At 60.2% G+C, this 26,144-nt stretch carries 23 protein-coding genes; 18 read left to right on the top strand and 5 right to left on the bottom strand.

Features of this window, described 5'->3' with window-relative positions:
- Positions 1–77: 77 nt before the first annotated feature.
- Together DNK50_RS18585 and DNK50_RS18580 are read right to left on the bottom strand one after the other, a co-directional pair.
- Positions 78–359 carry a peptidylprolyl isomerase gene (locus DNK50_RS18585; RefSeq protein ID WP_005788801.1) on the bottom strand — a complete coding sequence of 94 codons (282 nt, stop codon included), beginning with the start codon at positions 357–359 and terminating at the stop codon, positions 78–80.
- Between the two features lie 89 nt (positions 360–448).
- Positions 449–943 carry a DUF1543 domain-containing protein gene (locus DNK50_RS18580; protein WP_099583205.1) on the bottom strand — a complete coding sequence of 165 codons (495 nt, stop codon included), beginning with the start codon at positions 941–943 and terminating at the stop codon, positions 449–451.
- A 106-nt stretch (positions 944–1,049) separates the two neighbouring features.
- Between DNK50_RS18580 and DNK50_RS18575 the strand changes: the two genes are divergently transcribed.
- Entirely contained in the window at positions 1,050–1,871 is an 822-nt protein-coding gene (locus DNK50_RS18575; RefSeq protein ID WP_112195679.1) for an aldo/keto reductase, read from the top strand.
- Positions 1,872–1,924: 53 nt separating this feature from the next.
- Here DNK50_RS18575 and DNK50_RS18570 read toward each other — a convergent pair whose 3' ends face one another.
- A complete protein-coding gene (locus tag DNK50_RS18570; RefSeq protein ID WP_099583207.1) occupies positions 1,925–2,440 on the bottom strand; it encodes an Hcp family type VI secretion system effector in 516 nt (171 codons plus the stop codon).
- 465 nt (positions 2,441–2,905) lie between these two features.
- Here DNK50_RS18570 and tssA point away from each other — a divergent pair, with 465 nt between their 5' ends.
- Genes tssA through DNK50_RS18490 form a run of 16 tightly spaced genes read left to right on the top strand, consistent with a single transcriptional unit; the run spans position 2,906 to position 22,631 of the window.
- Positions 2,906–4,453: a type VI secretion system protein TssA gene (tssA, locus tag DNK50_RS18565; protein WP_112195677.1), complete on the top strand. Its 1,548-nt coding sequence runs from the start codon at positions 2,906–2,908 to the stop codon at positions 4,451–4,453.
- Between the two features lie 32 nt (positions 4,454–4,485).
- Positions 4,486–4,983: a type VI secretion system contractile sheath small subunit gene (gene tssB / locus DNK50_RS18560; protein WP_112195675.1), complete on the top strand. Its 498-nt coding sequence runs from the start codon at positions 4,486–4,488 to the stop codon at positions 4,981–4,983.
- Between the two features lie 28 nt (positions 4,984–5,011).
- Positions 5,012–6,487: a type VI secretion system contractile sheath large subunit gene (tssC, locus tag DNK50_RS18555; protein WP_112195673.1), complete on the top strand. Its 1,476-nt coding sequence runs from the start codon at positions 5,012–5,014 to the stop codon at positions 6,485–6,487.
- Between the two features lie 14 nt (positions 6,488–6,501).
- A complete protein-coding gene (gene tssE, locus DNK50_RS18550; RefSeq protein WP_112195671.1) occupies positions 6,502–6,903 on the top strand; it encodes a type VI secretion system baseplate subunit TssE in 402 nt (133 codons plus the stop codon).
- Positions 6,893–8,680, top strand: coding sequence for a type VI secretion system baseplate subunit TssF (gene tssF, locus DNK50_RS18545; protein WP_112195669.1), 1,788 nt, complete (start codon positions 6,893–6,895; stop codon positions 8,678–8,680). Before tssE ends, tssF begins: the two co-directional genes overlap by 11 nt.
- Positions 8,644–9,651, top strand: coding sequence for a type VI secretion system baseplate subunit TssG (tssG, locus tag DNK50_RS18540; protein WP_112195667.1), 1,008 nt, complete (start codon positions 8,644–8,646; stop codon positions 9,649–9,651). Before tssF ends, tssG begins: the two co-directional genes overlap by 37 nt.
- A 12-nt stretch (positions 9,652–9,663) precedes the next feature.
- Positions 9,664–12,102 carry an AAA family ATPase gene (locus tag DNK50_RS18535; protein ID WP_112195665.1) on the top strand — a complete coding sequence of 813 codons (2,439 nt, stop codon included), beginning with the start codon at positions 9,664–9,666 and terminating at the stop codon, positions 12,100–12,102.
- Positions 12,099–13,625 (top strand): sigma-54-dependent Fis family transcriptional regulator, encoded by a 1,527-nt coding sequence (locus DNK50_RS18530; RefSeq protein ID WP_112195663.1) that lies wholly within the window; start codon positions 12,099–12,101, stop codon positions 13,623–13,625. The genes DNK50_RS18535 and DNK50_RS18530 overlap by 4 nt, the downstream gene beginning before the upstream one ends.
- A 59-nt stretch (positions 13,626–13,684) precedes the next feature.
- Positions 13,685–13,816 carry a type VI secretion protein gene (locus tag DNK50_RS18525; RefSeq protein WP_099583216.1) on the top strand — a complete coding sequence of 44 codons (132 nt, stop codon included), beginning with the start codon at positions 13,685–13,687 and terminating at the stop codon, positions 13,814–13,816.
- 16 nt (positions 13,817–13,832) lie between these two features.
- Positions 13,833–15,017: a type VI secretion system-associated FHA domain protein TagH gene (gene tagH / locus DNK50_RS18520; RefSeq protein ID WP_112196966.1), complete on the top strand. Its 1,185-nt coding sequence runs from the start codon at positions 13,833–13,835 to the stop codon at positions 15,015–15,017.
- A 5-nt stretch (positions 15,018–15,022) separates the two neighbouring features.
- Positions 15,023–15,493, top strand: coding sequence for a type VI secretion system lipoprotein TssJ (gene tssJ / locus DNK50_RS18515; RefSeq protein WP_099583217.1), 471 nt, complete (start codon positions 15,023–15,025; stop codon positions 15,491–15,493).
- Between the two features lies 1 nt (position 15,494).
- Positions 15,495–16,823 (top strand): type VI secretion system baseplate subunit TssK, encoded by a 1,329-nt coding sequence (gene tssK / locus DNK50_RS18510; protein WP_112195661.1) that lies wholly within the window; start codon positions 15,495–15,497, stop codon positions 16,821–16,823.
- A 5-nt stretch (positions 16,824–16,828) separates the two neighbouring features.
- Entirely contained in the window at positions 16,829–17,692 is an 864-nt protein-coding gene (gene icmH, locus DNK50_RS18505) for a type IVB secretion system protein IcmH/DotU (protein WP_256595293.1), read from the top strand.
- Between the two features lie 15 nt (positions 17,693–17,707).
- Positions 17,708–21,073 carry a type VI secretion system membrane subunit TssM gene (gene tssM, locus DNK50_RS18500; protein ID WP_112195659.1) on the top strand — a complete coding sequence of 1,122 codons (3,366 nt, stop codon included), beginning with the start codon at positions 17,708–17,710 and terminating at the stop codon, positions 21,071–21,073.
- 5 nt (positions 21,074–21,078) lie between these two features.
- Positions 21,079–21,792 (top strand): PP2C family serine/threonine-protein phosphatase, encoded by a 714-nt coding sequence (locus DNK50_RS18495; RefSeq protein WP_112196964.1) that lies wholly within the window; start codon positions 21,079–21,081, stop codon positions 21,790–21,792.
- The gene (locus DNK50_RS18490) at positions 21,789–22,631 is read left to right on the top strand and encodes a serine/threonine-protein kinase (RefSeq protein ID WP_099583220.1); all 843 of its coding nucleotides are present in this window, start codon (positions 21,789–21,791) and stop codon (positions 22,629–22,631) included. Before DNK50_RS18495 ends, DNK50_RS18490 begins: the two co-directional genes overlap by 4 nt.
- Positions 22,632–22,639: 8 nt before the next feature.
- Here DNK50_RS18490 and DNK50_RS18485 read toward each other — a convergent pair whose 3' ends face one another.
- On the bottom strand, positions 22,640–22,969 hold the full coding sequence (locus tag DNK50_RS18485) for a DUF6388 family protein (protein ID WP_099583254.1): 330 nt from the start codon (positions 22,967–22,969) through the stop codon (positions 22,640–22,642).
- 267 nt (positions 22,970–23,236) lie between these two features.
- On the opposite strand from DNK50_RS18485, the gene DNK50_RS18480 reads away from it, so the two are divergent.
- The gene (locus tag DNK50_RS18480; RefSeq protein WP_099583221.1) at positions 23,237–25,312 is read left to right on the top strand and encodes a PTS sugar transporter subunit IIC/EAL domain-containing protein; all 2,076 of its coding nucleotides are present in this window, start codon (positions 23,237–23,239) and stop codon (positions 25,310–25,312) included.
- Here DNK50_RS18480 and DNK50_RS18475 read toward each other — a convergent pair.
- Positions 25,309–26,142, bottom strand: coding sequence for a metal-dependent hydrolase (locus DNK50_RS18475; RefSeq protein ID WP_112195657.1), 834 nt, complete (start codon positions 26,140–26,142; stop codon positions 25,309–25,311). The genes DNK50_RS18480 and DNK50_RS18475 overlap by 4 nt on opposite strands.
- Between the last annotated feature and the right edge of the window lie 2 nt (positions 26,143–26,144).

The raw sequence follows: 26,144 nt of genomic DNA, 5'->3' as shown, positions 1-26,144 counted from the left end.
TCAGCGTCGCCAGTCATCACATGCACAACGGCCCACCAAGAGGCGGGCCGTTGTTTATCGCATCAGCGCGGACTGGATCAGTCCTGGCGGCTGGTGACTTCCAGCAGGTGATAACCGAACTGGGTTTTCACCGGGCCTTGCACGGTGTTGACCGGGGCGCTGAATACCACGGTGTCGAATTCTTTAACCATTTGGCCTGGACCGAACGAACCCAGGTCGCCGCCTTGACGGCTGGATGGGCAGCTGGAGTTGGCTTTGGCGATTTCTGCGAAATCGGCGCCGCCTTCAATTTGGGCCTTGAGTTCGTTGCACTTGTCTTCAGTGGAAACGAGGATGTGACGGGCGGTGGCTTTGGCCATGGGGAGTAACTCCTTGAGTAAAAAGGGTGAGCCTACCGGATTCAGGCGGTTATTTCCTGGCAAAGTTCCCGGTATTTGATCGGTTGGGTTCAGGGCAGCACGATATAGTCGTTGCGCTGCAGGATTGCCCGGTGCGGCGCCTGGACGAGGTGCAGGTAGCGCCCATCCACCAGGTCGATGGGCAGGCAGTCGTCGATATCCAGCACACCATCGGTATGGGCCTGGGACCAATGCCCGCGCATCTGCTGCTTGCCCATGCCCATGGCTTGCTGTTTGTTGCGCGCGACCACCAGCAGGTAATGATGGGCCTCGCCAAAGGTGTTCGCTTCATAACCGCCCAGGTTGATGAAGTACAGGTGATGCGCGTCCGCCTGGGGTGCCAGATGGCTGAGTTCGACCTTCCAGCCGTCGACGCCATCCACGGCCATCCACGAGTCGATATGCACGCCCTTGGGGCTGCCAAACCAACCGTCGCGCAATTGCGGATAAGTGGCCTCCAGCGTATCCGCAGCGGCGAACACCACATCGTGCACTTCAATTTTCGCCCTGGGGTGCTTGCCCCCGAGCATCACGACAAACAGCATTGCGGGTCTTTCCTCGCGACTTGGCAAAGGCCAACCATACTGCGATTGAACGCTTTTGTCCGACCAATGCCACACTGTTAATCCGCGAACTCATCAGGAGGTTGTCATGCGTACCATTGATCTGGCGGGTGTTCCCGTCCCTGTCATCGGCCAGGGCACCTGGCGCATGGGCGAAAACCCGGACCAGCACCGCGCCGAAGTCGCGGCGTTGCAACTGGGAATCGACGAGGGCATGACCCTGATCGACACCGCTGAAATGTATGGCGATGGCCGCGCCGAGACGGTGGTCGGCGAAGCCATTCGCGGCAAACGTGACCAGGTGTTCATCGTGAGCAAGGTGTACCCGCACAATGCCAGCCACAAGGGCGTCCCGCGTGCCTGCGAAGCCAGCCTCCAGCGGCTGGGTACTGACTACATCGATCTTTACCTGCTGCACTGGCGTGGCCAATACCCGCTTGAAGAAACCGTTGAAGCGTTTGAGCGTCTGCGCGAAGCCGGCAAGATCGGTCGTTGGGGCGTCTCCAATTTCGACGTGGCAGACCTGCAGGAGCTTGCGTCCCCTGCCTGCGCAACCAACCAGGTGCTCTACAACATCGAAGAGCGCGGCATCGAATTCGATCTCCTACCCTGGTGGCAGCAACATCACCTGCCGTTGATGGCGTACTGCCCAATAGCGCAGGGCGGTGAGTTGTTGTCCAGTGCGACCCTCAAGCAGATCGCCCATCGCCATGAGGTCACACCGGCCCAGGTCGCCCTGGCCTGGGTGTTGCGCCAAGAGGGTGTGATCGCTATTCCCAAGGCTGTTTCGCCGGAGCACGTGCGACTGAACGCAGCCGCCGCCAACCTGCTGCTCGACGAGCATGACCTCGACGCCATCGACCGTGTGTTCGGCGCGCCCAAGCGCAAGCACTCGTTGGCGATGGTTTAGCCCACGCGCAGAAACGGCGCCGTCCGTGGCGGCCGTTTCTGCGCGAGCCCGAGTTAACCGGCTACCGGGCTGCGCCAGTCATCCGACCCAGACGTGCCGGACACTTCGTGTGTCCACACGATCTTGCGATAGGTGAAGTACACGTCCTCCAGATGTGTGAAGTGGGCATTGTCGGGGTCTTGGCAGTTGGGCATGCGCGACTGGATGTCTACAAGGGTGGCGCCCTCCAGCTCAATGGTGAAGTAGTGTTCCTGGGTGCCGGCCGAGGACGTGCGAAACCATTCCAGCCGGCACTTGACCTCTTCACCGCTGGTCAATGCGCTGAACAGCAGTGGTGAGGACTTATCGAACACCTTGCTGACCATCAGCGGCTTGTGTACCCGCTGGCCCGTTGGCTGACCCGACTGTGGGTCGCGGGGAATGATTACCTGATGGGAAAACGCCTGCACCAGAATCTGGTCCTCATGGCCTTCCTGAAAAATATTCCCTACCGAGTCCTGGGTAAATGTGCCTGCCGTGATCAAACCTTGTTTTACACCGGTGATAGAGAGATACGCGGGTGTTGGCATGACTGGTTTCCTTGCCTGATTAAAAAGTAATTCCAATCGGCAACTGCGCCGACTGGTCAAATGCCTATAACAAGAACTGTGCCGGAAAATGCGCAAGCTAATAAAAACAAAGGGCTGTGATCGCAGTTTGCTGGATGTTGGGAGTTGTGGGCAGATTTTAGTGGTTTTATAAGAATTTAGTTGCGCATAAGTGCGCATTTGTTTGCTCATGTCTCAATGCGCTGGATATTGAGTGGGTTGGGCGGTTTATCCTGTTTTTACTGCGCAAAAACCTGCGCATTACCTGTTTTAATTGGGTTGTAGGATGTTTCTTAAGTTTGGTTCCGATGCTTGATGATTGGGCTTGGCATGGCTAATGTTTTTGAACTTTGTAGCAGGTTTACAAAGTTTGGATGGCATTCTGATGCGACTGCTTAGTTCGCTTGGTCTGTCGATAATGTATCGATCAGTCGCATACGGTTTCAAATGGACTATTCAGAAAAGCGTTGCGCTTATTACCGTGAACTTGCCCACTTACCCTGTTCTCCAAAAAGTTTTGCGGGCAGCGATATGCGCTTTTCGGCTGAATACGAAGCGCTGGAAGCCGAACTGGGAAAGGGGCAGTCCTTACATGGCGCCGGCCAACCGGATTGGCAGAAGATCCAGGAGACCAGCGAGTACCTGTTGCGCGAGCACTCCAAGGATCTGCGGGTGGCCGTCTGGCTGACCTGGGCGTTGCACCAGCGCGAATCCTTTACCGGGCTCCTGGCAGGCCTCGGTTTGCTGCGCCAGCTGTGTGAGCATCACTGGTCGGCGGTGTATCCGAAAAAACTGCGTACCCGTGGCGCTGCGTTCGGCTGGTTGGTTTTGCGCCTAGAAACACTGGCGGCGCAAAACCTATCTCTTCAGGGCCAGCAACCTGTATTCCGAGCTTTACTTGAGCAGTTGGCGCGCCTTGATGAGCTGTGGGCTGAGCATCTGACGGATGACGCGCCGTTGCTGCTGCCGATTCGCCGGCAATGGGACCAGCTGTTGGCTCGCGCCGCGCAAGGCCAAACGCCTGCCGTAGGGTTGGGCAGTGTGATTGCCCAAGTCAAACAGGCTGCGACTGAACGGCTTAAAGCTGAACCGACGGTAAACAACGAAAAAGACGCGCATAAATGTCTGCGCGCGTTACAGGAACAGGCCCGTCCATTGTGTACCTGGTGGTTACGCCAGAGCGCCACCGACCTGCGTGCCTTGCGCTTGAACCGGACACTGGCATGGCTGGCTCTCGTCAGCTATCCGGACGCCGACAGTGAGCGGCTCACTGCGCTGCGTGGTCCTGCGCCCGACAAACTCAAGCGTTATCACGAGCGCTTTGCCCAAGGCCATCATGCCGACTTGATCCTTGAACTTGAGGCCAGTTTCTCAAGCGCGATGTTCTGGTTCGACGGCGTGCGCATGCTCTGGCAATGCCTTGAAGCCCAGCAGGCTGGCCTGGCCATGACCGAGCTGGAAGTGAGCTTCGCCCTGTTGCTGCAACGCTTGCCCGATCTGCCGGAGTTTCGCTTTTTCGATGGCGCGCCCTTTGCCGACGCCATGACCCGCGACTGGATCGCCCTGCACGTTTCTCCTCACCTGCAATCCCCGGAGGCCCCCGGCGTGGTGGTTGACGGTGAGCCATGGGAGCTCGCCTTGCAGAACGTGGCGCCCCGGTTGCGCAAAGATGGGCTCAAGGCTGCGGTACAGGAACTCAAGCAGGGCTTGCATGCCGCCCGCGGAGACCGCGCCCGATTTCATTGGCGTCTGGCTCAGGCCCGGGTGTGCGTACAGGCGGGCAAACATGAGCTGGCGAAGATTCAGCTGGAACACCTGGATCTCGAACTCCAGCGCACGGGCCTGGAGCGCTGGGAGCCGGAGCTGGCCCTTCAGGTGACCCAACTTTTGTACCGCTGTTGCGACCTGATGCCCCAAGACCACGCCGTGCGCGAGCGCAAGGAAGACACCCATCGCAGGCTGTGCCTCTTCGATCTCGAAGCGGTACTTGAATAGGCTTTCGAGCCATCCATAAAAGGAGAAATACCGTGGCCAAAGAAGGTTCGGTAGCACCCAAGGAACGCATCAATATCACCTTCAAACCCGCTATCGGTGGTGCGCAGGAAGAGGTCGAACTTCCATTGAAACTGTTGGTGCTGGGGGACTTCACCCAGCGTGAGGACGTGCGAAAGCTTGAAGATCGCAAGCCCATCGCCATCGACAAGAACACCCTTGACGAGGTGCTGGCCAAGCAGGCGCTGAGCCTGACCCTGAATGTGCCCAATCGCCTCCAGGCCGACCCCGACGTCGAAGAGTTGGCGATTCAGGTACGCATCAATTCGATGAAGGATTTCAACCCCGCGAGCCTGGTGGAACAGATCCCCGAGCTGCACAAGCTCATGGCGCTGCGTGAGGCGTTGATGGCACTCAAAGGGCCGCTGGGCAACACACCGAGCTTTCGCAAGGCCATCGAGCAGGCGCTGGCCGATGACGGGGCCCGCGCGCGGGTACTGGCTGAGCTGGGGTTGAGCGACCACACCGTCTGAGCATTTTCAGTAAAAGGACACTGACACCATGACCACACAGCAAAAAACGTTGCCTGTACACACCGCTGACGAGTCCAGCATTCTCGATCACATCATTGCTCAAACGTTGCTGAGTGCTGACGACGAGGCTTACGCCATTGCCAAACGTGGCGTCTCGGCATTTATCGAAGAGCTGATCAAGCCGCACAACAGCGCAGAACCGGTCAAGAAGCGCCTGGTCGACCGGATGATTGCTGAAATTGACGAGAAACTCAGCCAGCAAATGGATGAAATTCTTCACCATCCGCAGTTCCAGGCCCTGGAGTCATCCTGGAAGGGCCTTCAGTTGTTGGTCGACCGCACCAACTTCCGGGAAAACATCAAGATCGAACTGCTCAACGTTTCGCGCCAGGACCTGCTGGATGACTTCGAAGACTCGCCTGAGGTGACCCAGTCCGGGCTCTACAAACATATCTACAGCGCTGAGTACGGTCAGTTCGGCGGCCAGCCTGTGGGCGCAATCATTGCCAACTATTTTCTGTCTCCCAGCGCCCCCGATGTGAAGCTGATGCAATACGCCTCCAGCGTGGCATGCATGGCCCATGCGCCTTTTATCGCGTCCGCCGGGCCAGGCTTCTTCGGCTTGGAAAGCTTCACCGGCCTGCCTGACCTGAAGGATCTCAAGGACCACTTCGAAGGCCCGCAGTTTGCCAAATGGCAGAGCTTGCGCCAGAGCGAAGATGCGCGCTATCTCGGGCTGACCGTGCCGCGTTTCCTGCTGCGCACGCCGTACGATCCCCTGGAGTGCCCGGTCAAGACGTTTGCGTATCGGGAAAACGTGGTGAACAGTCACGAGCACTACCTATGGGGCAATACCGCCTACGCCTTTGCCACGCGCCTGACCGACAGCTTCGCGCGGTTCCGCTGGTGCCCGAACATCATCGGCCCGCAAAGCGGTGGTGCAGTGGAAGACTTGCCCTTGCATCACTTTCACAGCATGGGCGAGATCGAAACCAAGATCCCCACCGAAGTACTGGTGTCCGACCGTCGTGAATACGAACTGGCGCAGGAAGGCTTCATTGCCCTGACGATGCGCAAGGGCAGCGACAATGCCGCGTTCTTCTCCGCCAGCTCCGTGCAGATGCCCAAGAGTTTCGGCATCAGTGCCGAGGGCAAGGAAGCCGAGCTGAATTACCGCCTGGGCACGCAGCTGCCCTACATGATGGTGGTCAACCGTCTGGCCCATTACCTCAAGGTCCTGCAACGGGAGCAGTTGGGTTCGTGGAAGGAGCGTACCGATCTGGAGCTGGAGCTCAACAAGTGGATTCGCCAATACGTTGCCGACCAGGAAAACCCCAGCGCAGAAGTGCGTGGGCGACGGCCATTACGCGCCGCGCGCATCGTTGTCAGTGACGTCGAGGGCGAGCCGGGTTGGTATCGCGTCAACCTGAGTGTGCGACCGCATTTCAAATACATGGGGGCTGACTTCACGCTGTCCCTGGTTGGCAAGCTCGATAAAGAATGAGCAGGGGCCAAGGGATGACCCGCAACAGAAGCCTTTTCGAGCGGCTTGAACAGCCTGCGGCTGACCCGGCAAACGGTGTGACATCCGTTGCGGCTCACTTGGGGAAAATGCTCAGCATCCGTGCCGGCAGCGTACAGACACTGCCGGATTACGGCATGCCGGACCTCAATGATATGCACCGCAGCCTGCATGAGTCGTTGAGCCAGTCGCGCGTGTTGATCGAGCGATTTATCCGGGCCTACGAGCCACGCTTGAAGCAGGTACGCGTGAGGGCACTGCCGCGTGGTCATGATCCTCTGGCCTTGGCATTCGCCATCGACGCCACGTTATGCATAGCCGGTGAGATGCAGCCTGTGGCGTTCACCGCGCACCTGCGTGATGCCGGGCAGGTAGAGGTGTTGCCTGATGTCCTTTAACCAGTATTACCAAAGTGAACTCAGTGCGTTGCGTCAGCTGGGCCGGCGCTTCTCTGAACGTAATCCTGCGCTTGCCCCGTTCCTTGGCGAGGCTGGTCAGGATCCTGATGTGGAGCGCCTGCTGGAAGGCTTTGCCTTTCTCACGGGTCGCCTGCGCCAGAAGCTGGATGACGAGTTACCTGAACTGACGCACTCTTTGATGCATCTGCTGTGGCCCAACTACATGCGGCCGACACCGGCGTTCAGCATCTTGCAGTTTGATCCGTTGAAGCAGGTTGGGCCGGGTGTGATGGTCCCACGGGACACCCCCGTGGAAAGCTCGGCGATCAACGGCGAGCGCTGCCGTTTTCGGACCTGCTATGCCACCCGGGTCCTGCCACTGCAACTGAGTGCACTGGATTACAGCCCCCAAGGCGAGCGGGCACTGTTGAGCCTGCGTCTGGAGATGAGTGCCGAGGGCAATTTCAGTGAGTGGTCGTTCGATCATGTGCGCCTGCATCTGGCGGGAGACCGTTATGTCAGTCAGGGGTTGTACCTGAGTCTGTTGCGCCACGTTGACGGGATCGAGTTGCAGCCATTCGGCTGCGATGGCCTGGCAATCAAGGGGGCGGATGGCCAGGCTGTGTGCCTGCGAGTTGGCGCCGATCAGGTGAAGCCGGTGGGGTTCTGCGAGCTGCAGGCGCTGATTCCCTACCCGCAGAACACCTTTCGCGGATACCGTCACCTGCAGGAATATTTCGCTTTCCCGGAAAAATACCTGTTCGTCGATGTGCAAGGGCTGGATGCGCTGCAGCAGTTGCCCCAGGACGTACTCAAGCAAATCCGCGGAGTGAAGCTGTGCTTCGGGTTACATACCCAGAGCCAGGCTACGCAGTGCCCTACGCTGGACAACGTGAAGCTGTACTGCACGCCCATCGTCAACCTGTTCCAGCATGATGCGGTGCCGATTCGCCTTGAGGGCAAGCAGGACGAATACCTGCTGATTCCCGGCGAGTATGCGCGCGCTAACGCCAGCGTGTTTTCCGTAGACAAGGTGACGGGCTGGCGCCCTGGCGGCTTGGGGTATGCGGCTTACGTACCGTTTGAATCCTTCGAGCATGACGGCGATACGGATGCATCGGCAGCGCCCAACAGCTACAGCATTCGCCAACGCGAGTCGACACAGCACGCGGGACTCGATACCTGGCTGGGCCTGGGCAACGGCCATGGGCATGCACAGGAAACACTGTCGATCGAGCTGACCTGTACCAATCACAACCTGCCTCGGCAACTGCTGGCCGGTGAGATCAACCAACCCTGTGAGCAGACACCGGAGGGGTTGTCATTTCGCAATATCAGCGTGCCGACCGCGAGTTATGCGCCACCCCTGGACCAGGACTTTCTCTGGCGCCTTATCAGCAACATGTCACTCAACTATCTGTCACTGAGCGATATCAAGGCGCTGAAGGTGATCCTCGAAACCTATGACCTGCCGCGTTATCACGATCGACAGGCACGCAAGGTCAGCCAGATCAGGTTAGGTGCGTTGCAGTCCATCAGCCATACCGCCGTCGACCGCTTGCACCGTGGGATGCCCTATCGGGGATTGCGGATCGACCTGACCGTTGATCCACACGGTTTCCTGGGGCCGGGCGAAGTGTTTGTGTTCGCGTCGGTGCTCAACGAGTTCTTCGCGCTTTACGCCAGCCTCAATGCCTTCCATGAACTACGCGTCATCAGCACACAAGGAGATGTGTACCTATGGCCACCCAGGATGGGCCAGCAGCCCCTGCTTTGACCGAACTGTCTCGTGTCATTCGCGAGTATTCGCTGTATCAGGCGATTTTGCAGGTGATCAAACGTCTGCGTGATGCCCATCCGTTGCTGGATGACAACGCGCTGTATGACCGGTTGGAGTTTCAGGCCAACCCAGGTCTTGGTTTCCCCGGTCACGATATTGATCGGCTGGAGTTTTTTGTCGAGCGCGATCAGTTGCACGCGCGTCTTCGCCTGAACGTGCTGGGGTTATGCGGTGCGGGCTCTCCATTGCCCGCGTTTTATGGCGAGCAGGCATTTGCCGAAGGGGTGGGCGGTACGACGACGCGAGATTTCCTGGACCTTTTTCATCACCGCCTGCAACGACTGATGCTGCCGATCTGGCGTAAATACCGCTATCGAGCGCGGTTTCAGACGGGAGCCAGCGACGCCTTTTCCGAGCAGATGTTTGCCCTGGTGGGGTTGGGGAGCAGGCACATCCGTGATGCGACGCAGTTGGACTGCAAACGGTTGCTGCCTTACCTGGGGCTGCTGAGCCTGCGGGCTCATTCGGCGGCCCTGATCGAGACAGTCCTGCGTTACTACTTCAAGCACAGCAGCGTGTACATCGAGCAGTGGGTTGAGCGCACGGTTGGCATTGCTCTAGAGCAGCAAAACCGGCTGGGTGGTGCCAACAGTTTGCTGGGGTTGGACCAGGTATTGGGGTGCCGGGTCGCCGACCGCAGCAGCAAGTTCAGGGTGCATGTAAAGGGCCTGGACTGGCGGCGTTTTCATGGGTTTTTGCCCAATGGTCCGGAGTATCCCCAACTGTGCTCGTTGGTGCGATTGACCGCACGAGACCCACTGGAATATGACCTGCGCCTGGTGTTGGCCAGGGACGAGATCAGGCCACTGCACCTCGGCGAACACAACGTCTGTCGGCTGGGTTGGACCAGTTGGCTGGCACATGAGTGCGCTGACGGTGTGGTCATTGTGGCCAGCAATGCTCAATAGGGACTGATGATTATGATGAATGTAGACCTGCAACAACTTATCCGGACGCTGAGCCCCGGGGTTCGTCGAGACCTGGAACGCTCGGCCGAGCGTTGCGTTACCCGGGGCGGACGGGAGGTACTGGTAGAAGACTTGCTGCTGGCACTGCTGGAGCATAGCGGTGGGCTTCTGGAACGGGCATTGGCCGATGCCGGGGTTGAAGTCGGCGAGCTGGAAGCCGCCCTGCAACCCAAATGCGAGACGAGCGCGTCGCGTAATCCGGTGTTTGCCCTGGCGCTTGTGCAATGGCTGCAACAGGCGTTGCTGGTTGCGCATTTGGAACTGCGTCAGACCGAAGTGGACCATGGCGCCCTGTTACTGGCGCTGTTGCGCCACCCTCTGCAGCATGCGGGCAGTGGCTATCAGGCGTTGTTGAGCCGTTTGGACGCACAGCGCGTCCGCGATTTTGCGTTGAGCCAGTTACCCGAGATCAGGCCAGTGACAAGCGGCGAGTCATTGCTGGAACGTTTTACCCATGACCTGACGCGCCAGGCAGGTGAAGGGCGTATCGATCCGGTGCTGTGTCGCGATGCTGAGATTCGCCAGTTGATCGACATCCTTATGCGCCGGCGCAAGAACAATCCGATCCTTGTCGGTGAGGCGGGGGTGGGCAAGACCGCCGTGGTCGAAGGCCTCGCCTTGCGCATTGCCAACTCACAGGTGCCTGACCCGCTCAAGGATGTGCGGGTGCTGACCCTGGACATGGGCCTGTTGCAAGCAGGTGCCAGTATCAAAGGTGAATTCGAACGGCGCCTCAAGGGCGTGATCGATGAGGTCAACGCCTCTGCGAAGCCGGTGATTCTGTTTATCGACGAGGCACATACCCTGGTGGGTGCCGGTGCGCAGGCGGGTGCCGGCGATGCGGCCAATCTGCTCAAACCGGCGCTGGCGCGGGGCGAGTTGCGGACTATCGCGGCCACCACGTGGTCGGAATACAAGAAGTATTTCGAGAAGGACCCGGCGTTGGCCCGACGTTTCCAACCAGTGCTGGTTGGCGAGCCCAGTGTTGAGCAGGCGATCTCGATCCTGCGCGGGCTGGTTCCGGCGTATGAGACCAGTCACGGCGTTTACATCCGTGACGATGCTGTCGTCGCAGCCGCGCAGATGAGCGCCCGCTACCTCGCCGGTCGGCAACTGCCCGACAAGGCCGTGGATGTGCTGGATACCGCCTGCGCACGTGCGCGAATCAGCCAGGTAACAGCGCCCGAGGCATTGGAGCGCCTGAGTACCCAACAGGCTGAAGGCTCGCGCCAGCGCGAGGCGCTGAGTCGAGACAGGGACGCCGGGCTCCCCGTGGATGAGCAGGCCATGCACGCATTGAGCCTTCGACTGGCGGCTATCGAGAGCGAGCGTCAGCCGTTGGAACAGCGCTGGCATGAACAGCGAACTCAGGCGGAACCGGTGCGTGTGTGCCCGCGGATGGTGGCGCAGGTCGTCAGCGCCTGGACGGGTATTCCGCTTGAACAGCTGTCCCTTGAACACAGTGCAGCGGTCCTCGGTTTTGCCGATGCGCTGCGTTCACGCATTCTCGGCCAGGAACCTGCTGTACAGGCGCTGGATCGCAACCTGCGCGCGGTGGCGGCAGGGCTGAACAAGGCCGATGCGCCGGTCGGCGTGTTTCTGCTGGTGGGCCCGAGTGGTGTGGGCAAGACCGAAACCGCCTTGGCTCTGGGGGATTTGCTGTATGGCGGCGAGCGTTTTGTTACCACGCTAAATATGTCGGAGTTTCAGGAAAAGCACGCCTTGTCACGGCTGATTGGCGCACCACCCGGTTATATCGGGTACGGCGAGGGCGGGGTGTTGACCGAGGCTGTGCGCCAGCGACCTTATTCGGTGGTGCTCCTCGACGAAGTCGAAAAGGCCGACCCGGAGGTGTTGAATCTGTTCTATCAGATCTTCGACAAGGGGCTGGCCAATGATGGTGAAGGACGGGAAATCGATTTTCGCAACACGCTGATCCTGATGACCTCCAACCTGGCCAGCGAGTGCATCGTCGACTTATGCGCAGGCGGCCAACGGCCTGACGCTCAAGTGCTGCAAGACGCAATCCGCCCCGTGCTGCGCGACTATTTCAAGCCAGCACTGCTCGCCCGGATGCGTGTCGTGCCTTATTACCCGGTCGCGGGTGATGTATTGCATGACCTTGCAAGGCTCAAGCTCGACCAGTTGGGGCGAAGATTGCAGTCGCGCAAGCTGGTATTCAGCTACGCAACTGAACTGCTTGCTCATATGGCCGAGCGTTGCTCCCATAGCGACAGCGGGGCACGGTATATCGACCAATGGATCGAGCTCCACCTGTTGCCACAGATGGTCGATCGGCTGCTGGAGGCGATGACCATCGGTGAGTCTCTGTCGAGGGTTCATGCACGTCTGGATGGTGACGGGCAGCCGATATGCGAGTTCAGCCGATGATGAACAGTGCATTCGCCCAATTACCCCAGCCACTGGCCTATGCCGATGCGTTGCTGGCCTGGATCACCCGGATGGGGGTCGACAGTGATGAGAATACGTTGCCGGACCTGTGCGTCGCGGCGGCTGCGCAACTGAGTCAATGTGAACTCAGCCAGTTGTATTGGCGCGATGAGGCGACGGGTCGACTCGACCTGATTGCCCAGCATTTGCCTGGAGCACTATCCCCGTGTAATCAGGCTTGCGGACCTGACTTCCAGCAAGAGCAGTTGTTGGACTATGTCCTCAGCCAGTGCCGTCCACTGAGCCTGGAAGATCTGCCTGGTAGCGTGTACCAAAGCGGGTTTTTGCCGGCAGTGGCAATGGCCTGGCGGTCGTTGTGCTGCGTACCGTTGTTCGGTCGGCGCAAAACCGTTGCCGGCGTGTTGCTGTGCGCCAGCCAGCACCCGGTGTCCTTGCAGGAATATGCCTCTTCGTTGGGCCAGTTGGGCAGCTTCGCCTTGAGCCAGCTTGCCTTGTTGCGGCGTATGCGCCCCGCGCCCGGCGGCGCCCAGGTTTGCATGCCGATACCGCGTACGGTGTATGGGCTGATCGGCAAGAGCGCGGCCATGGATGAAACCTGCCGCTTGATCGGCAAGGTACTGAACACACCCTATACCGTGCTTCTGCGCGGCGAGACGGGCACCGGCAAGGAGGTGGTGGCGCGGGCCATCCATGGGGCCGGACCGCGCAAAAACAAAGCCTTTGTGGTGCAGAACTGTGCCGCCTTTCCCGAAGGCCTGCTGGAAAGTGAGTTGTTCGGCTACCGCAAAGGCGCCTTCACTGGCGCTGAGCGCAACCACGCCGGGCTATTCGATACGGCGGACGGAGGCACGTTGCTCCTTGATGAAATCGGCGACATGCCGCTGTCGCTGCAGGCCAAGCTGCTGCGGGTTTTGCAGGAAGGAGAAATCCGTCCGTTGGGCGCCAGCGCTGCGCATAAGGTCGATGTGCGCATTATCGCGGCGACCCACCGTGACCTTGCGGCGATGGTGGCCGAAGGCAGTTTTCGCCAGGACCTGTATTACCGGTTGGCGCAATTCCCTATCGAGCTTCCGGCCTTGCGTGAACGGGAGGGCGACGTGTTGCTGTTGGCGCGACATTTCGCGCAAATCGCCTGTACCGCGCTGGGCCGTACTGCGGTGGAGTGGTCCAGCGCAGCCCTGGACCAACTGTCGAGTCACGCCTTCCCAGGCAATGTCCGCGAACTTAAATGCCTGGTGGAGCGCGCGGTATTGCTCTGTGACGACAGCGTGATCTTGCCGGTACATCTATCTCTCGCGCCAGTGCCTGAGGCTACGGCGGCGGATGCAACGTTGCGCCAGCGGCTGGAGCGAGTTGAACGGGTGTTCCTGATCGATTGCCTGCGCAAAAACCGTGGCAATCGAACCCGTACCGCCCACGAACTGGGGGTTGCACGTCGCACGCTGCTCTATCGCCTTGCACGCCTGAACATCCCCTGTGGCGCCGCCCAAGGAGAGTGCTGAATGCAGAATATGTGGGTTTTTTGCGCCGTCGCCGGCCTTACTTTTCGTGGAGATACCTGATGCCTGTTCGTCCATGGCAAGCCCTGGCGCTTGCACTGTGTTTATTGGGCGGCTGTAACGCCAATTACGTTTTTGATGATGCCGACTATCGTCCGCTGGGTGATCCCCATGCGCTCCGTCGCGGCCATTGAACTGGGGAACCCTGCCATGCAGTTAGTGTTAGAGGTGTGCAATACCACGGACGGTGAACCGCCTGCCGGCAAGGTTTTTGACGGCGTCGGTGGCGTGATCGGCCGTGGCTCGGGTTGTGACTGGGTCATCCCCGACCCCAGCCGTTTGCTCTCCAGTCAACATGGTTTGGTCAGTTACCGAGGCGGCCAGTACTTTCTCACCGATATCAGTAGCAACGGGATTGGTGTGTCGGGAAGTACCGAGCGTTTGCTGAAGGGCCAGGCTCGCCTGATCAGCGAAGGTGATGTCTATCAAGTCGGCTCGATGGATATTCGCGCACGCTTGACGGGGCAGGGCTCGAAGCGGGACCGGCGAGCGTTTGCCAGCACTGACCCGATTCCTGACGATGCCTTCCTCGGGCTGGACCCGTTGCAGGTGTTGGAGCACGAACCCTCGGACAGCACGTCGTCCGAAGAACCAGACACCTGGCGATCTGCGGCGCAGGCGCCGGGCGGCACGTTTTCTCACGGCGCGGTAGAGCGCGATCATATGATCGTGCCGAGATGGGCCGAGCCCGGCACACGCGAGGCCTGTACTCAACCCGCTGCGGTGGCTGCGCCAGCAACGGAAATCTTCTGGGCGCAATTCGGTGAAGCGCTGGGCATGGATATGGATGCGCTCGACACGGCGGGTCGCGAGGCCATGGCCATCAAGGTGGCGGGGCTGTGCAGGCAATCTATCGAAGGGTTGCAGCAGAGCCTGCGAACCCGCGATGAACTCAACAGTGAATTGAATCTGGACTGGGCCACGTCGCCGCTCAAAGGCCCCAATCCCCTGAAGGATTGCCCCGATATACAGGCCACCTTGGCGTCGCTTTTGAGCAGCGCCGAGGTAGGCCAGCGTTCGGCCGAATTGGCGGTTGCCGAGGTATGCCGGGAGATCCAAATCCATCAACTCGCCTTGGTTGTGGCCTGCCGCGCCGCCATGCGGGGCGCGCTGGCAGCGTTTGCACCCGACCATCTGCTGCTGTGCTTCGAACGCCAAGGTAAGCCGCGCAGGTTCTCTACCGACGGTGCCCATTGGCGGGCTTACCAACTTCATCATCGGCGGCTGAACGATGAGGCCGCCTCGGGCGAACATCTGTTGCGCAACGATTTTTCCAACGCCTACAAAGAACAGGTGCGCCTTGTCTCCACGTTGCTTACGACTTGCTCAGGATGATGGTCATGTATCGAATCCCTTTTGTATCAATGCTTGTCGTTCTGGGGCTGTTGGCCGGTTGCGCCGGCGTCTCACCCATTTCCACCTTGACCAAGCTGGATCTGACGTTGGCAGCCAGCGAATCCGTCAACCCGGACCTGCACGGTCGTCCGTCGCCAGTGGTTGTGCACCTGATTGAGCTACGGCATCCGGTGGCGTTCGAAAATGCTGATTTTTTCAGTCTCTATAGTCGCGCTGAGCAGTCATTACCCAAGGACTGGGTCAATGGCGAAGAGCTAGAGCTGCGCCCTGGTGAACAGCTGGCGCTCAAGCTCAGTGTCGAACCACACAGTCGTTATATCGGCGTTTTGGCTGCCTATCGAAATCTGCCCCACGTGCAGTGGCGGTTTGTGCTTCCCGTGACCCGGCAACGGCTGACACGGGCGGACCTGATTCTTGACGAGTCGGGTATCCGAACCAGCAGGAGGGAAGATTGAAATGGAAATTCATAAAGTCATCTGGCAGGAAGGCATGCTGCTGCGTCCCCAGCATTTGCAGCACAACGACCGCTATTACCATCAGCAGCTCAACCGTACCCGCTTGCTCGGCAGTGATGGCTGGGGATTCCTGAGTCTGGAGGTCGACGTGCAGTACCTCAACATGGGCAAAGTGGTCGTGAATCAAGCCAGTGGTGTCTTCCCTGATGGCAGCCTGTTCGAGCTGAACGCAGCGATGGCGCCGCTGGTATTGCAGGTGCCCGCCAACACAGGCGGGCAACCGGTGTTCCTGGCGTTGCCGTTGGTCATCGGTAATCAGATAGAAGTGCGCAGGCAAGAGCAAAGCGAAGTGCTGGCACGTTACGTCAGTTGTGAGTCGGAGATCGGTGACTCCAACGCCGGAGTCGAGTCCCGTTGTCGGATCAACTGCGCACGGCCGGACCTGCGATTGCTCCTGGGAGAGCAATCCAGTGACCCGCTCCATGTGAAGCTTCAGGTTGCCCAGGTGCTGGACTCGACCCCTGAGGGCGGCGTGCGGCTGGACACGGATTTTGTACCGACATTCATCTATCTGCAGCGCTCAGGTTACGTATCGTCATGCATCAAGGAAGTACTCAGCCTGCTCGCGACCCGAGGGGATGCGATTGCCGAACGCATCCAGGGCAATGGTGGAGCATCGGGCGCTCAAGTCGGCGATTTTCTGATGCTGCAATTGATCAATCGCACGGAGCTGGTATTGCGGCACTACCTGGGTCAGACGCAGGTGCGTCCGGAAGCCTTGTATCGAGAGTTGCTGTCGGTTCTCGGCGAGTTGTCCACGTTTGCCACCGACAGCAAACGTGCGCAGTTGGAAGGGTATTACCGGCATTGTGACCAGGCCGCGAGCTTTCGCGGCCTGATGGCGGGCGTGCGCGGGGTGCTGTCGTCGGTGCTGGAGCAACATGCCATTGAGCTGGTGTTGCAACACCGTCAGTACGGTGTGCTGGTGTGCCCGGTGAGTGACCTCAAGTTGCTGGGCACGGCCACGTTCATTCTGGCGGCGACCGCTCAGTGTGATTCGGATGAATTGCGCCACCGCCTGCCTGCGCACCTCAAGATCGGACCGGTGGAGCGGATCCGCGAGCTGGTCAACCTGCACTTGGCCGGTATCAAGGTCAAGCCATTGCCGGTAGCGCCGCGACAGATCCCATTTCACGCCGGCAAGACCTATTTCATGCTCGAACTCGGCGCCCGTGACATCACGCAGTTGGAGCAATCCGGTGGTTTTGCCTTTCATGCCAGCGGCGAGTTTGCCGAACTTGAACTCAACTTCTGGGCCATCAGGAACTGAACGCCATGACTATGGACAGTGAATACCCGCAGGACGAAAAAACCGTGCTGCTTGACCGCGATGGCCGCGCCCCGGCGCACGTGGCGTTGACGGATTTCCCCACGCCCCCGCGCTTCGAACACCTGGAAGACCGGATGATCTATACCGCCGGCCAGCAAGGGGTACAAAGCTTCAATATAGGGCCCAACACTCTGGTGGCCGCCGCCTGGGAACTGCTGTCACAGGTGGTTCAGCTCAAAAGCGACGCCGGACGGGAAAGCCTGCAGAGCCTCAACGACCGGTTGTCCTCGGGAATTACCGCGTTTGAAACACGTGCCTTGTACCAGGGCGCAGAAAACAGTCAGGTCATGTCGGCGCGTTATGTGCTCTGCAGTGTGATTGACGAAGCCGTGGTGACGACCGCGTGGGGCAATCGCAGTGACTGGTCGAAGACCAGCCTGCTGAGCCGCTTTCACAATGAAACGTTCGGCGGGGAGAAATTCTTCCAACTGCTGGAGCGCCTGTCCCGTGATCCGGTCAAGCACCTGGCCATGCTGGAGCTGATGTACCTGTGCCTGTCATTGGGTTTTGAAGGTAAATACCGGGTCCTGGATCGTGGAGGGTCGCAGCTGGAAACCGTGCGCGATGGTTTGTACCGACAGATCAGGCACGTGCGTGGTGATCGCCCATCGATGACTACGCCAACGGCGACTGTCCCAGCGGCAGGTGCACGCTTGCGCATTATTTCCGTTACCCGGGTCGTGATCTTCACATGGGTCTGTTTGCTGGCGATGTACTCAGGTTTTGCCTGGGTCCTGGGCACTGAACGCATGACGGTGCTGCAATCCTTTCAACCTTTGGCGCCGGATCAGACACGGTCGTCCTTGTAACGCTGGGAGCAATGAATGAACGCATTCTTCAAGGGCGTGGGCACAGTGCTGCGCAAGAGTTGGGTCTGGAGCCTGCTTATCGTGTTGGCCAGCGCGCTGCTGGTGTGGTTTTTCGGGCCGTTGCTGGCGGTGGACGACCACCGGTTCTGGCAAGGTGCTACGTCTCGCCTGCTGAGCATCTGTGGCCTGTTGCTGCTGTGGGGATTGGCGATGGTCGTGGTGGGCGCACGTCGTACCGCACGGATCAACCAACCTGAACAGCAGGCACGCGATCAACGCCAGGGGTTGATTGACGATGAGCGCCGGCATGTACGTGGCCGTTTCAAGGAGGCGTTGCACGCGCTGAAAATCTCCCACCGTTATGGTGAGCGCAGTGAACGTTGGCGCAACGATTTACCCTGGTACCTGTTGATCGGCCAACAGGGCAGTGGCAAGTCCCAATTGCTGGCGGCCTGCGGCTCACCGTTCCCGCTGGATCGGGACGGGGCGATGGCGCCGGGCGCAACTCAGTATTTTGACTGGTATCTGGCTGACGCAGCCGTACTCGTCGAAAGTGCCGGGCGCTACCTGGCCCAGCCTGATAGCGCAGTCGATGGGGCCGGCTGGTCGACGTTTCTGGGCTTGCTCAAAGGGCGGTGCCGGGCGCGCCCGCTCAACGGCGTGGTGGTGACGCTGGCGGTAGAGACGCTGCTAGGCAGCCACGAGCGCGACCTGGACCTGCATGCGCGCCACGTACACAGCCGCTTGCAGGATATCCAGCAGAAGCTGCATGTGGACGTGCCGGTTTATCTGGTGCTGACCCAGGCAGACCGATTGCCGGGTTTCGCCGAGTTCTTCGATGCATCCCACGGCGATAGCGTCGACACCTTGCTGGGGGAGCGGCTGACTACCAGCGCCGCCGGTACCGAAATGACCCAGGTGCGCGAAGCGTTCGAGGCGCTGTTGCAACGCCTTGCAGCGGAGCTGATCCCGCGTTTGCACCAGGAACGCGATGCCGGGCGTCGTGGCCAGATGTTTGATTTTCCTCGGCAGGCTGCGCAGATCGGTGAGCGTTTGTGTCTGTTTGTGGAGTCTGCGTTCTCCGCGCACCGCTTTCAGCGTATCAACGGATTGCGCGGGTTTTACCTGACGTGCGCGCAGACTGACGACAGGCGCTCCCACTTCGTCCAGGGCCTGTTCAACCGCGTGATTTTTGTCGAGGCCAATCTCGCGGGATTGCAGACACCGGAGCGCCGACGCATCCGTCAACGCCAAGGGTTGCTGGCGTTGACCGCCGTACTGGTCATCACCGGGGCAGGAGGCCTGTGGGCACATAGTTATGGGGTCAACCACCAGCGTTTGATGCAGCTGGCGGAACTGATCAAGTCGCCGCCACCGGGTCCGTCCGCCGCAGACCAAACCCTGACGTTGCTGCCCTTGCTGGACGGTCTGTTGGCCGCGACCCGTGTATTTCCGTCGGAGGGAGAGGCTCGCTGGACGGAGAGGGCCGGCTTGTATCAAGGCGAGGTGAGCCGTGCACCGTTGATCAGTGCCTATGAAGAGGCGCTGCACCAGCAGTTTCTACCGCAGGTGACCTCGTTGCTCGAAGCACAGGTGCGGACCAGTCTTGATGATCGCGAGAGGCTGCTGGACATGCTGCGGGCCTACCTGATGCTTAACCTGCGGGAGCGGCGCGATACCACTTGGTTGGCACAGCACATGGCCGGTCACTGGTCCACCCGCTATGCCGGGGAGGCTTCGACGCAGAGCCGCCTGAACGAACACCTCTCGCGGATGCTTGAACAACCCTTCCAGGCGCCCCTGAACACCGAGCTGGTGGCTCAGGCCCGGCAGGCGTTACGAGGTGAGTCGCTGGCGGATGTGGTCTATCGGGTGCTGCGAGACCAGGCCAGGAACCTGGAGCCCCATCGTCTGCCAGAAGGGCTGGGCCTCACCGCTGTCGACCAGCCGATACCGGGCTTCTACACCAAACGGTACGTGCACTATTTTGAAAAACACGGCCCCCGCCTGGTCAACGCAATCGCCCAGGATAACTGGGTGCTTGGGGAGGCCGGCGATCTGAGCGCCATGGATTTGCGCCAGTTGATGCTGGAGTTGGAACAACGCTATTTCAGCGAGTACGCGGATGCCTGGAGCCAGGCCCTGGGGCGGATCAGCCTGCAGCGCAGCGACAGCCTCCGGCAGCATGCCGATGGGCTTGCCGGATTGGCGTCAGTGCAATCACCGCTGGTGCAACTGTTGCAGCAGGTGCGAGAGAACACCCGCTTGTCGGCGGCCAGCGATCGTCTTCAGGCAATGGGGGAGGCGGTTCAAGAGGCGGCGTCCAGTGTGCTGACCAGCCAGCTGTCGGTACCGGCGGCTTCTGATTCTGCGCGACGTGCTTTGCAGCGGCGATTCGAACCTTTGCATCAGTTGCTGGATGCCGAGCAGAACCCAGGCGCAGAACTGATGCAGGCGTTGCGACTGCTGGATGAATGGCAGCTGCAATTGGCGGTACTGAACCGCGAGGGCGCGCCGGAGCAGGCAGCGTTCAAGCTGGTCAAGCAACGCATGGAAGGGCAGCAGCCGCTGCTGGGCCGTGTGCGTGATGCTGCAGTGCGCCTGCCGCAACCTTTCAAGGGCTGGTTTGGCGACATTGCCGATGAGAGCTGGCGACTGCTGCTTGATGACGCCTATGTGCATGTCAATCAACGCTATCAAACTGAGGTGTACGGGTTTTACGCCAAGGCGATTCAGCGCCGCTACCCGTTCAGTGCCCACGCCGGCAGCGACGTTGCCTTGGGCGATTTCCAGGAGTTTTTCAAACCTCGTGGAGGCATGGCGCGCTTTTATGACAGCTACCTGCGGCCCTTTGTCGGTGCCGAGGGTGGCCGCTATCGCCTGCGCAACCTGGATGGCCGGAGCCTGCCGTTGTCGCGCTCGCTGTTGGAGCAACTGACAAAGGCCCAGATGATTCGACATGGTTTTTTTACTGAAGAACAGGGGGACTGGGCGGTCCGCTTCACGCTGGCGCCCTACAGTCTGGATCAGGCCGTCAGCCGCGCGATTCTGAGCATTGGTGGGCAACACCTTGAATACCGTCATGGCCCGATCGTGCCGATGGCGTTTCATTGGCCCAATGACGCAGACAATGGCCGCAGCAGCCTGGTGCTGGAGCGGGGCGCGGAGCGGCCGCTGGGCATTGAAAAAAACACCGGCCCCTGGTCGTTATTCCGGTTTTTCGACCTGATGCAAAGCGAGCCTGCAAGCGGCCGGGATGCACACCTGCTCAAGGCCGATCTGGCTGGCCTGCGCGCCAACTTCTTGCTCACCAGCCAACGCCACCCAGGCCCGTTTCAGTTGGCGACGTGGCGCACGTTCCGTCTGCCGGAGCAGTTGTGAGGCAGCTGCATATCCAGAGGGACAGCGCCGGACGAACGCTGCGGGGTAACGCGCGCTCGCGCAATGAGGATGCGTTCCTCGACTGCCCCCAGCACGGTTGCTGGGCGGTAGCCGACGGGATGGGTGGCCATCGGGCCGGGGATAGGGCGAGCCAGTGGGTCATCAACAGCCTGGCTTCATTACCCGGCCAGGGCTGTCTTGATGAACGTGTCGAGGCCGTGCGGCGTTGCCTGCGATGGCTCGATACTCAGATGGGACGGGCGTTGCAACAAACCGCCGAGGGCATCATGGGCAGCACCGTGGTTGCGCTGTTGCTCGATGGGAATCGCGCCGCCTGTATTTGGGTGGGGGATAGCCGTTGCTACCTGTGGCGCGGTCAACGCTTGTACCAGTTGTCGCGGGACCATTCCCGGTTGCAGCAGTTGATGGACACGCAGCAACTGAGCCTGGAACAGGCTCAGGCTCATCCGCACGCCCGGGCCTTGACCCGTGCCATTGGCGGCCGGCAGCCCTTGAGCCTGGAAGTGCTGGAACTCGGCACCCAGCCGGGGGACGTATTTTTGTTGTGCAGCGATGGTTTGTATCAGGGGCTCAGTCATGGCGAATTGGGCAACGCCCTGAGTCTGGGCACGCCCCGACAGGCTGTGGATCGGTTGTTTGCCCAAGTGTTGCGCGGCGCGGCGCGGGATGACCTGACCGCCGTGGTGGTCCAGCCATGAGCGCGACCTTCGGCCCGCCGAACCTGCTTGCCGGGCGTTATCACCTTGAACGGGTATTGGGCTCCGGCGGTATGGGGGTTGTCTACCGTGCCCGCGACCTGCTGCACGAGGCGTTTGGCGAACCCAGCGCCTGGGTGGCATTGAAGCTGTTGAGCGATACGCTTGCCGGATCTTGCGATGGTCATGTCTTGCTGTACAGCGAGTTCGCCCTGACTCGAAGCCTGCGCCACGATCACGTGGTCAGGACCTTTGCCTTCGAGGTCGACAGCCTGCGTCAGGTTGCGTTCTTCACCATGGAATTGCTGCACGGTATGACGTTGGATCGACGGCTCCAGGCGTATCCGGATGGATTGCCGTGGCCTGAGTTGCAACCCATCGCGATGCAACTACTGGAAGCACTGGCGTATACCCACCAGCAGGGCGTGCTGCATGGCGATGTGAAACCCGCCAATATCATGGTGGGCGAGCAGGGCGTGCGCTTGTTCGATTTTGGTTTGGGTCATGCGCAGGTGCAGCAGGCTGCGGGGCTGCCGGCCTTGAGCCGCAGCCGTTTGAACGCCTGGACACCCGCCTATGCGGCGCCGGAATTGGTGGCGGGTGGAAACCTCTCCGCCAGGGCTGACCTGTATGGCGCTGCCTGCGTGATCTATGAGTTGGCCCAGGGAAGCCGTCCCGATGGGGGGCAGTTGAAAAAGCCTGTGCCCAGGCCCCGACACTTGCCCAGGCATTGCTGGCCGGCGTTGCGTTCTGCGCTGGCGGCGGACCCTGAGCAGCGAACGATTTCGGTCGACGAACTGTGCGAAGCCATCAATGGGCGGCGGCGCTCGTGGTTTCTTTAGTGGGCGTATCAGCCAGCCAAGTCATGCAGTTGGCAGTATTCGACCCAGCTCAGGCCGGCCATCTGCGCCACTTCCTTGTGCACTTCCAGGCGCTGGGCCTCAAAGGCTTGCGGGGTGTCTGCGGTGAGTTTGAGCGTCAACTCCCAGGCAAACAAACCCTGGCGCTCCGCTTCCGCTTCGAAGGCTTCATGCAGCCGTTCGGCGCGGTACTGGGCTTGGGTTTCGCCTTTGGCCTGGGCTGCCAGCGGGTTCAATGTGTTCAGTTCTGCGGCTATATCGGGGTGCTCGTTCAAGAAACGGTCCAGCGCGAGCTGGTGATTATCGCCAGGTGTTGACAAGGGCATGCTCCAAATCAGTTGGGATCAGGCTTCGTTTTTCTGGCCCGACGCGAGTTTTGTGCGAATTGAGCACAGAGATAGCGGGTATTGAAGCAGATTCCGGGCGTGGCCCAGGCCGGAAAATCCAACAATTGAAAACAGTGCTGAAATTTCACGCCGAGACATGGCAAAAGGCTTTCGCTCCCGGTGCCAGGACGTGTAGCGTTAGCCCCGGTATTTCGGGTACTGCCCTCCAGGGGCAGACGGCGATGGGCTGAGGGACGGGTCATGGCGCAAACGCTGTTCAAACTTTTCTTTACCCAGCGCCTGGCCGCTTTGGCCAGCACCGAGTCGTTGCGCGCAATCCGCGAAGGGCTGCTGTGGATCCTGCCGTGCCTGCTGGTGTCGGCGAGTTTTCTGATCCTGTCCGAATGTGCGCGGGTGCTGGGGTTCGATCCGCAGGTGGTGGCCTTCTTCGCAGGGCTGCACAATCAGATCAGTTCCGTGATTCCGCTGCTGGTAGCGGCCTCCATCGGTTACATGCTCGCGATCCAATACCGCCTGCCACAGCTACCGGTGGCGTTCCTGTGCCTGGCCCAAGTGGTGATTGCGACTTTTATCCTGCGTGAATACCCCCGCGCTTGCGCCACGTTCGTTCTGTTTATCGCCATTGCCTCACCGCTGCTGAATGTGCCGGCCATGGCCTGGCTGTGCCGCTATCGCTGGACCCGCCTGATCAATGAAGACCTGGTAGGGCACAACCTGCGGGGTACGATCAATATGGTCGTGCCGGGAGCGATCACCGCGCTGGCGCTGGTCGCGCTGCTCTCCCTGTTACTGCAGATTCCCTATGTGGCGCAGTTGCAGGGCCCACAGGTGATTGAAGCCCTGGCGTCGCCCTACGGCAGCGGCTTGTTTGTCACCCTGATGAACTCGCTGTTGTGGTTTTTCGGGATTCACGGTGTGTACGCCATGCAGCCGCTGTTCGACGTCCTGGACCAGGCCGTGGTGCTCAACGGCACCGCGCTGGCCGCCGGTGAACCGATTAAATATGTGCTCAACAGCGGCCTGTTGGGCAGTTTTGCGTTTATCGGCGGCTCGGGCGGCGCGTTGTGTTTGCTGGTGGCCATCCTGCTGTTTTCCAAGAGCCAGTCCATGCGCCTGCTGGCTGTGGCGAGTCTGCCGCTCTCACTGTTCAACGTCAGTGAAGTCCTGCTGTTTGGGCTGCCGATCATCCTCAATCCACGTTTGTTCATTCCATTTCTGGTGGTGCCCGCGTTGAACGCAATGGTAGCGCTGACCGTGGTGGGGTGGGGGTGGGTATCCCCGGCGGTAGCCAGCGTGCCGTTCACCTCTCCGATATTGCTCAACGCCTACCTGAGTACCCACGGTGATCTGGCGGCAGTGGTGCTGCAAGTCGCGCTACTGGCCCTGGGCACCCTGGTGTACGCGCCTTACGTACGTGCAATCCATCGTCAGGCCGCCGAAGGGGGCACGGTTTACCTGAAATCCCTGGACATGACCTTCCGTGGCCTTGAAGAAAAAGGCCGGCTACGTGAATTGGACCCGGTGCTGGTGTCCCACAAGACCTTTGCGCGCCAGGCCAATGAGCTGAGCCATATCCAGCAGATCAGCGACTACGAGTTCTACCTCGAATTCCAGCCACAGGTCTCGACCCGCACCGGCCTGTGTACCGGCTGCGAAGCGCTGATGCGCGCCCGCGATGCCCAGGGCACGGTGCATTCGCCGTGGGAGTTCCTGCAATGGTTGGCCCAGGCGCGCTTGATGCCGGACGTGGATGTGTGGGTGGCGTCCCAGGCGGTTCGTCAGTACCAGAAGTGGCAAAAAGTCGGCTTTGCCCTGCCGATGACCATCAATATCTCCAGCGCCACCCTGACCGATGCCGCCTATGGCGAGCGCCTGGTGGAAATCCTCGCCCAGGCTCACGGGCAGGTATCGGTGGAGATCACCGAAGATGCGCTGATCAGCGATATCCCGGCCACGCGCCAGAACATCCGTAAATTGCAGGCCATCGGCGCCAAGGTTTATATCGACGACTTTGGCACCGGGTTTTCAGCCTTGAGTTACCTGCACCAGTTTCCGGTGGACTTCATCAAGATCGACCGCAGCTTTGTGGTGGCCCAGCACGACCCCAAAGGCGCTCAGGTACTGACCGGCATGCTGCGTTTCTGTGAAGCGCTGAACCTGGGCGTGGTAGTGGAGGGCGTGGAGACCGCCGAGCAGTTAGCCTTCCTGAACACCGGCCCCGAGTTGATTATCCAGGGCTGGTATTTCAGCAAGGCGCTGCCGGGCGATCAGTTGGAAGGCTTTGTGCGCGAGCGTGAAACCTTGGCGCAGGTCTAGTAACCCCGCTGGGTCTGTTCGATGTCCTCGATCAACTCGTCGATACCCGCCAGGCGCGCGCGGTTATCGTGGTCCCAAGGGTGAAAGCCGGGTTTGAAGTAGTGCAACCACGGCCGCAGCATGCGTGGGAAAACGCCTTTGGGGCCGTACAGAAATTTCAGCATGCGCCAGAAGCCTTTGAGGTGCCCACCGGCCTTGCGGTCGGCGATCAACAGGCGCACGTGGAAATCCAGCACCACCAGCCAGAAGAACACCGTGGTGGTCAGCATGGCGCCGGTGCGCAGCAGATAGCGCTTGGGCCCTGGCTTGATCACGGTGTTCCACACGTCAAACGCCACGGCCTTGTGTTCGGTTTCTTCCAGGGCGTGCCAGTACCACATCTGCTGGTATCCCTTGAGTGAATCGCCGAAGCGTGACGGGTCGCTGAGCAGGATTTCCGCAAGCATCGCTGTGTAGTGCTCAAGGGCTATGGTAATCGCCAGATTGAACGCCGGCGGGAAGTGTTTTTTCTGCAGGTCGAGGATGAATTTGAGGCGACCGTCCAGGGTGTGGGCCGGCAGCCCTGCCGCTTGCATCAGGTCGTTGTAGGCCACGTGTTCGCGGCTGTGCATGGCCTCCTGGCCGATAAACCCCTGGATCTCTTTTTTCAGCGCCGGGTCCTCCACGCGCTGGCGGTAGTGGCGCACGCTGTCCATGAAAAACAGCTCGCCCTGGGGAAACAGCAGCGACAGGGCATTGAAAAAATGCGTGATGAACGGGCCCTGTTCGTGCCAGTTGGTGATGCGCTCGGCGGGCAGGGCAAAACGGACGTCGCGGCGGATAGGCAACATAG

Source organism: Pseudomonas sp. LG1E9 (genome assembly GCF_003290225.1).
Lineage (GTDB): Bacteria > Pseudomonadota > Gammaproteobacteria > Pseudomonadales > Pseudomonadaceae > Aquipseudomonas > Aquipseudomonas cyclaminis.
Note: the sequence above shows the minus strand (reverse complement) of the source record. Positions and strands in the feature narration are given on the sequence as shown.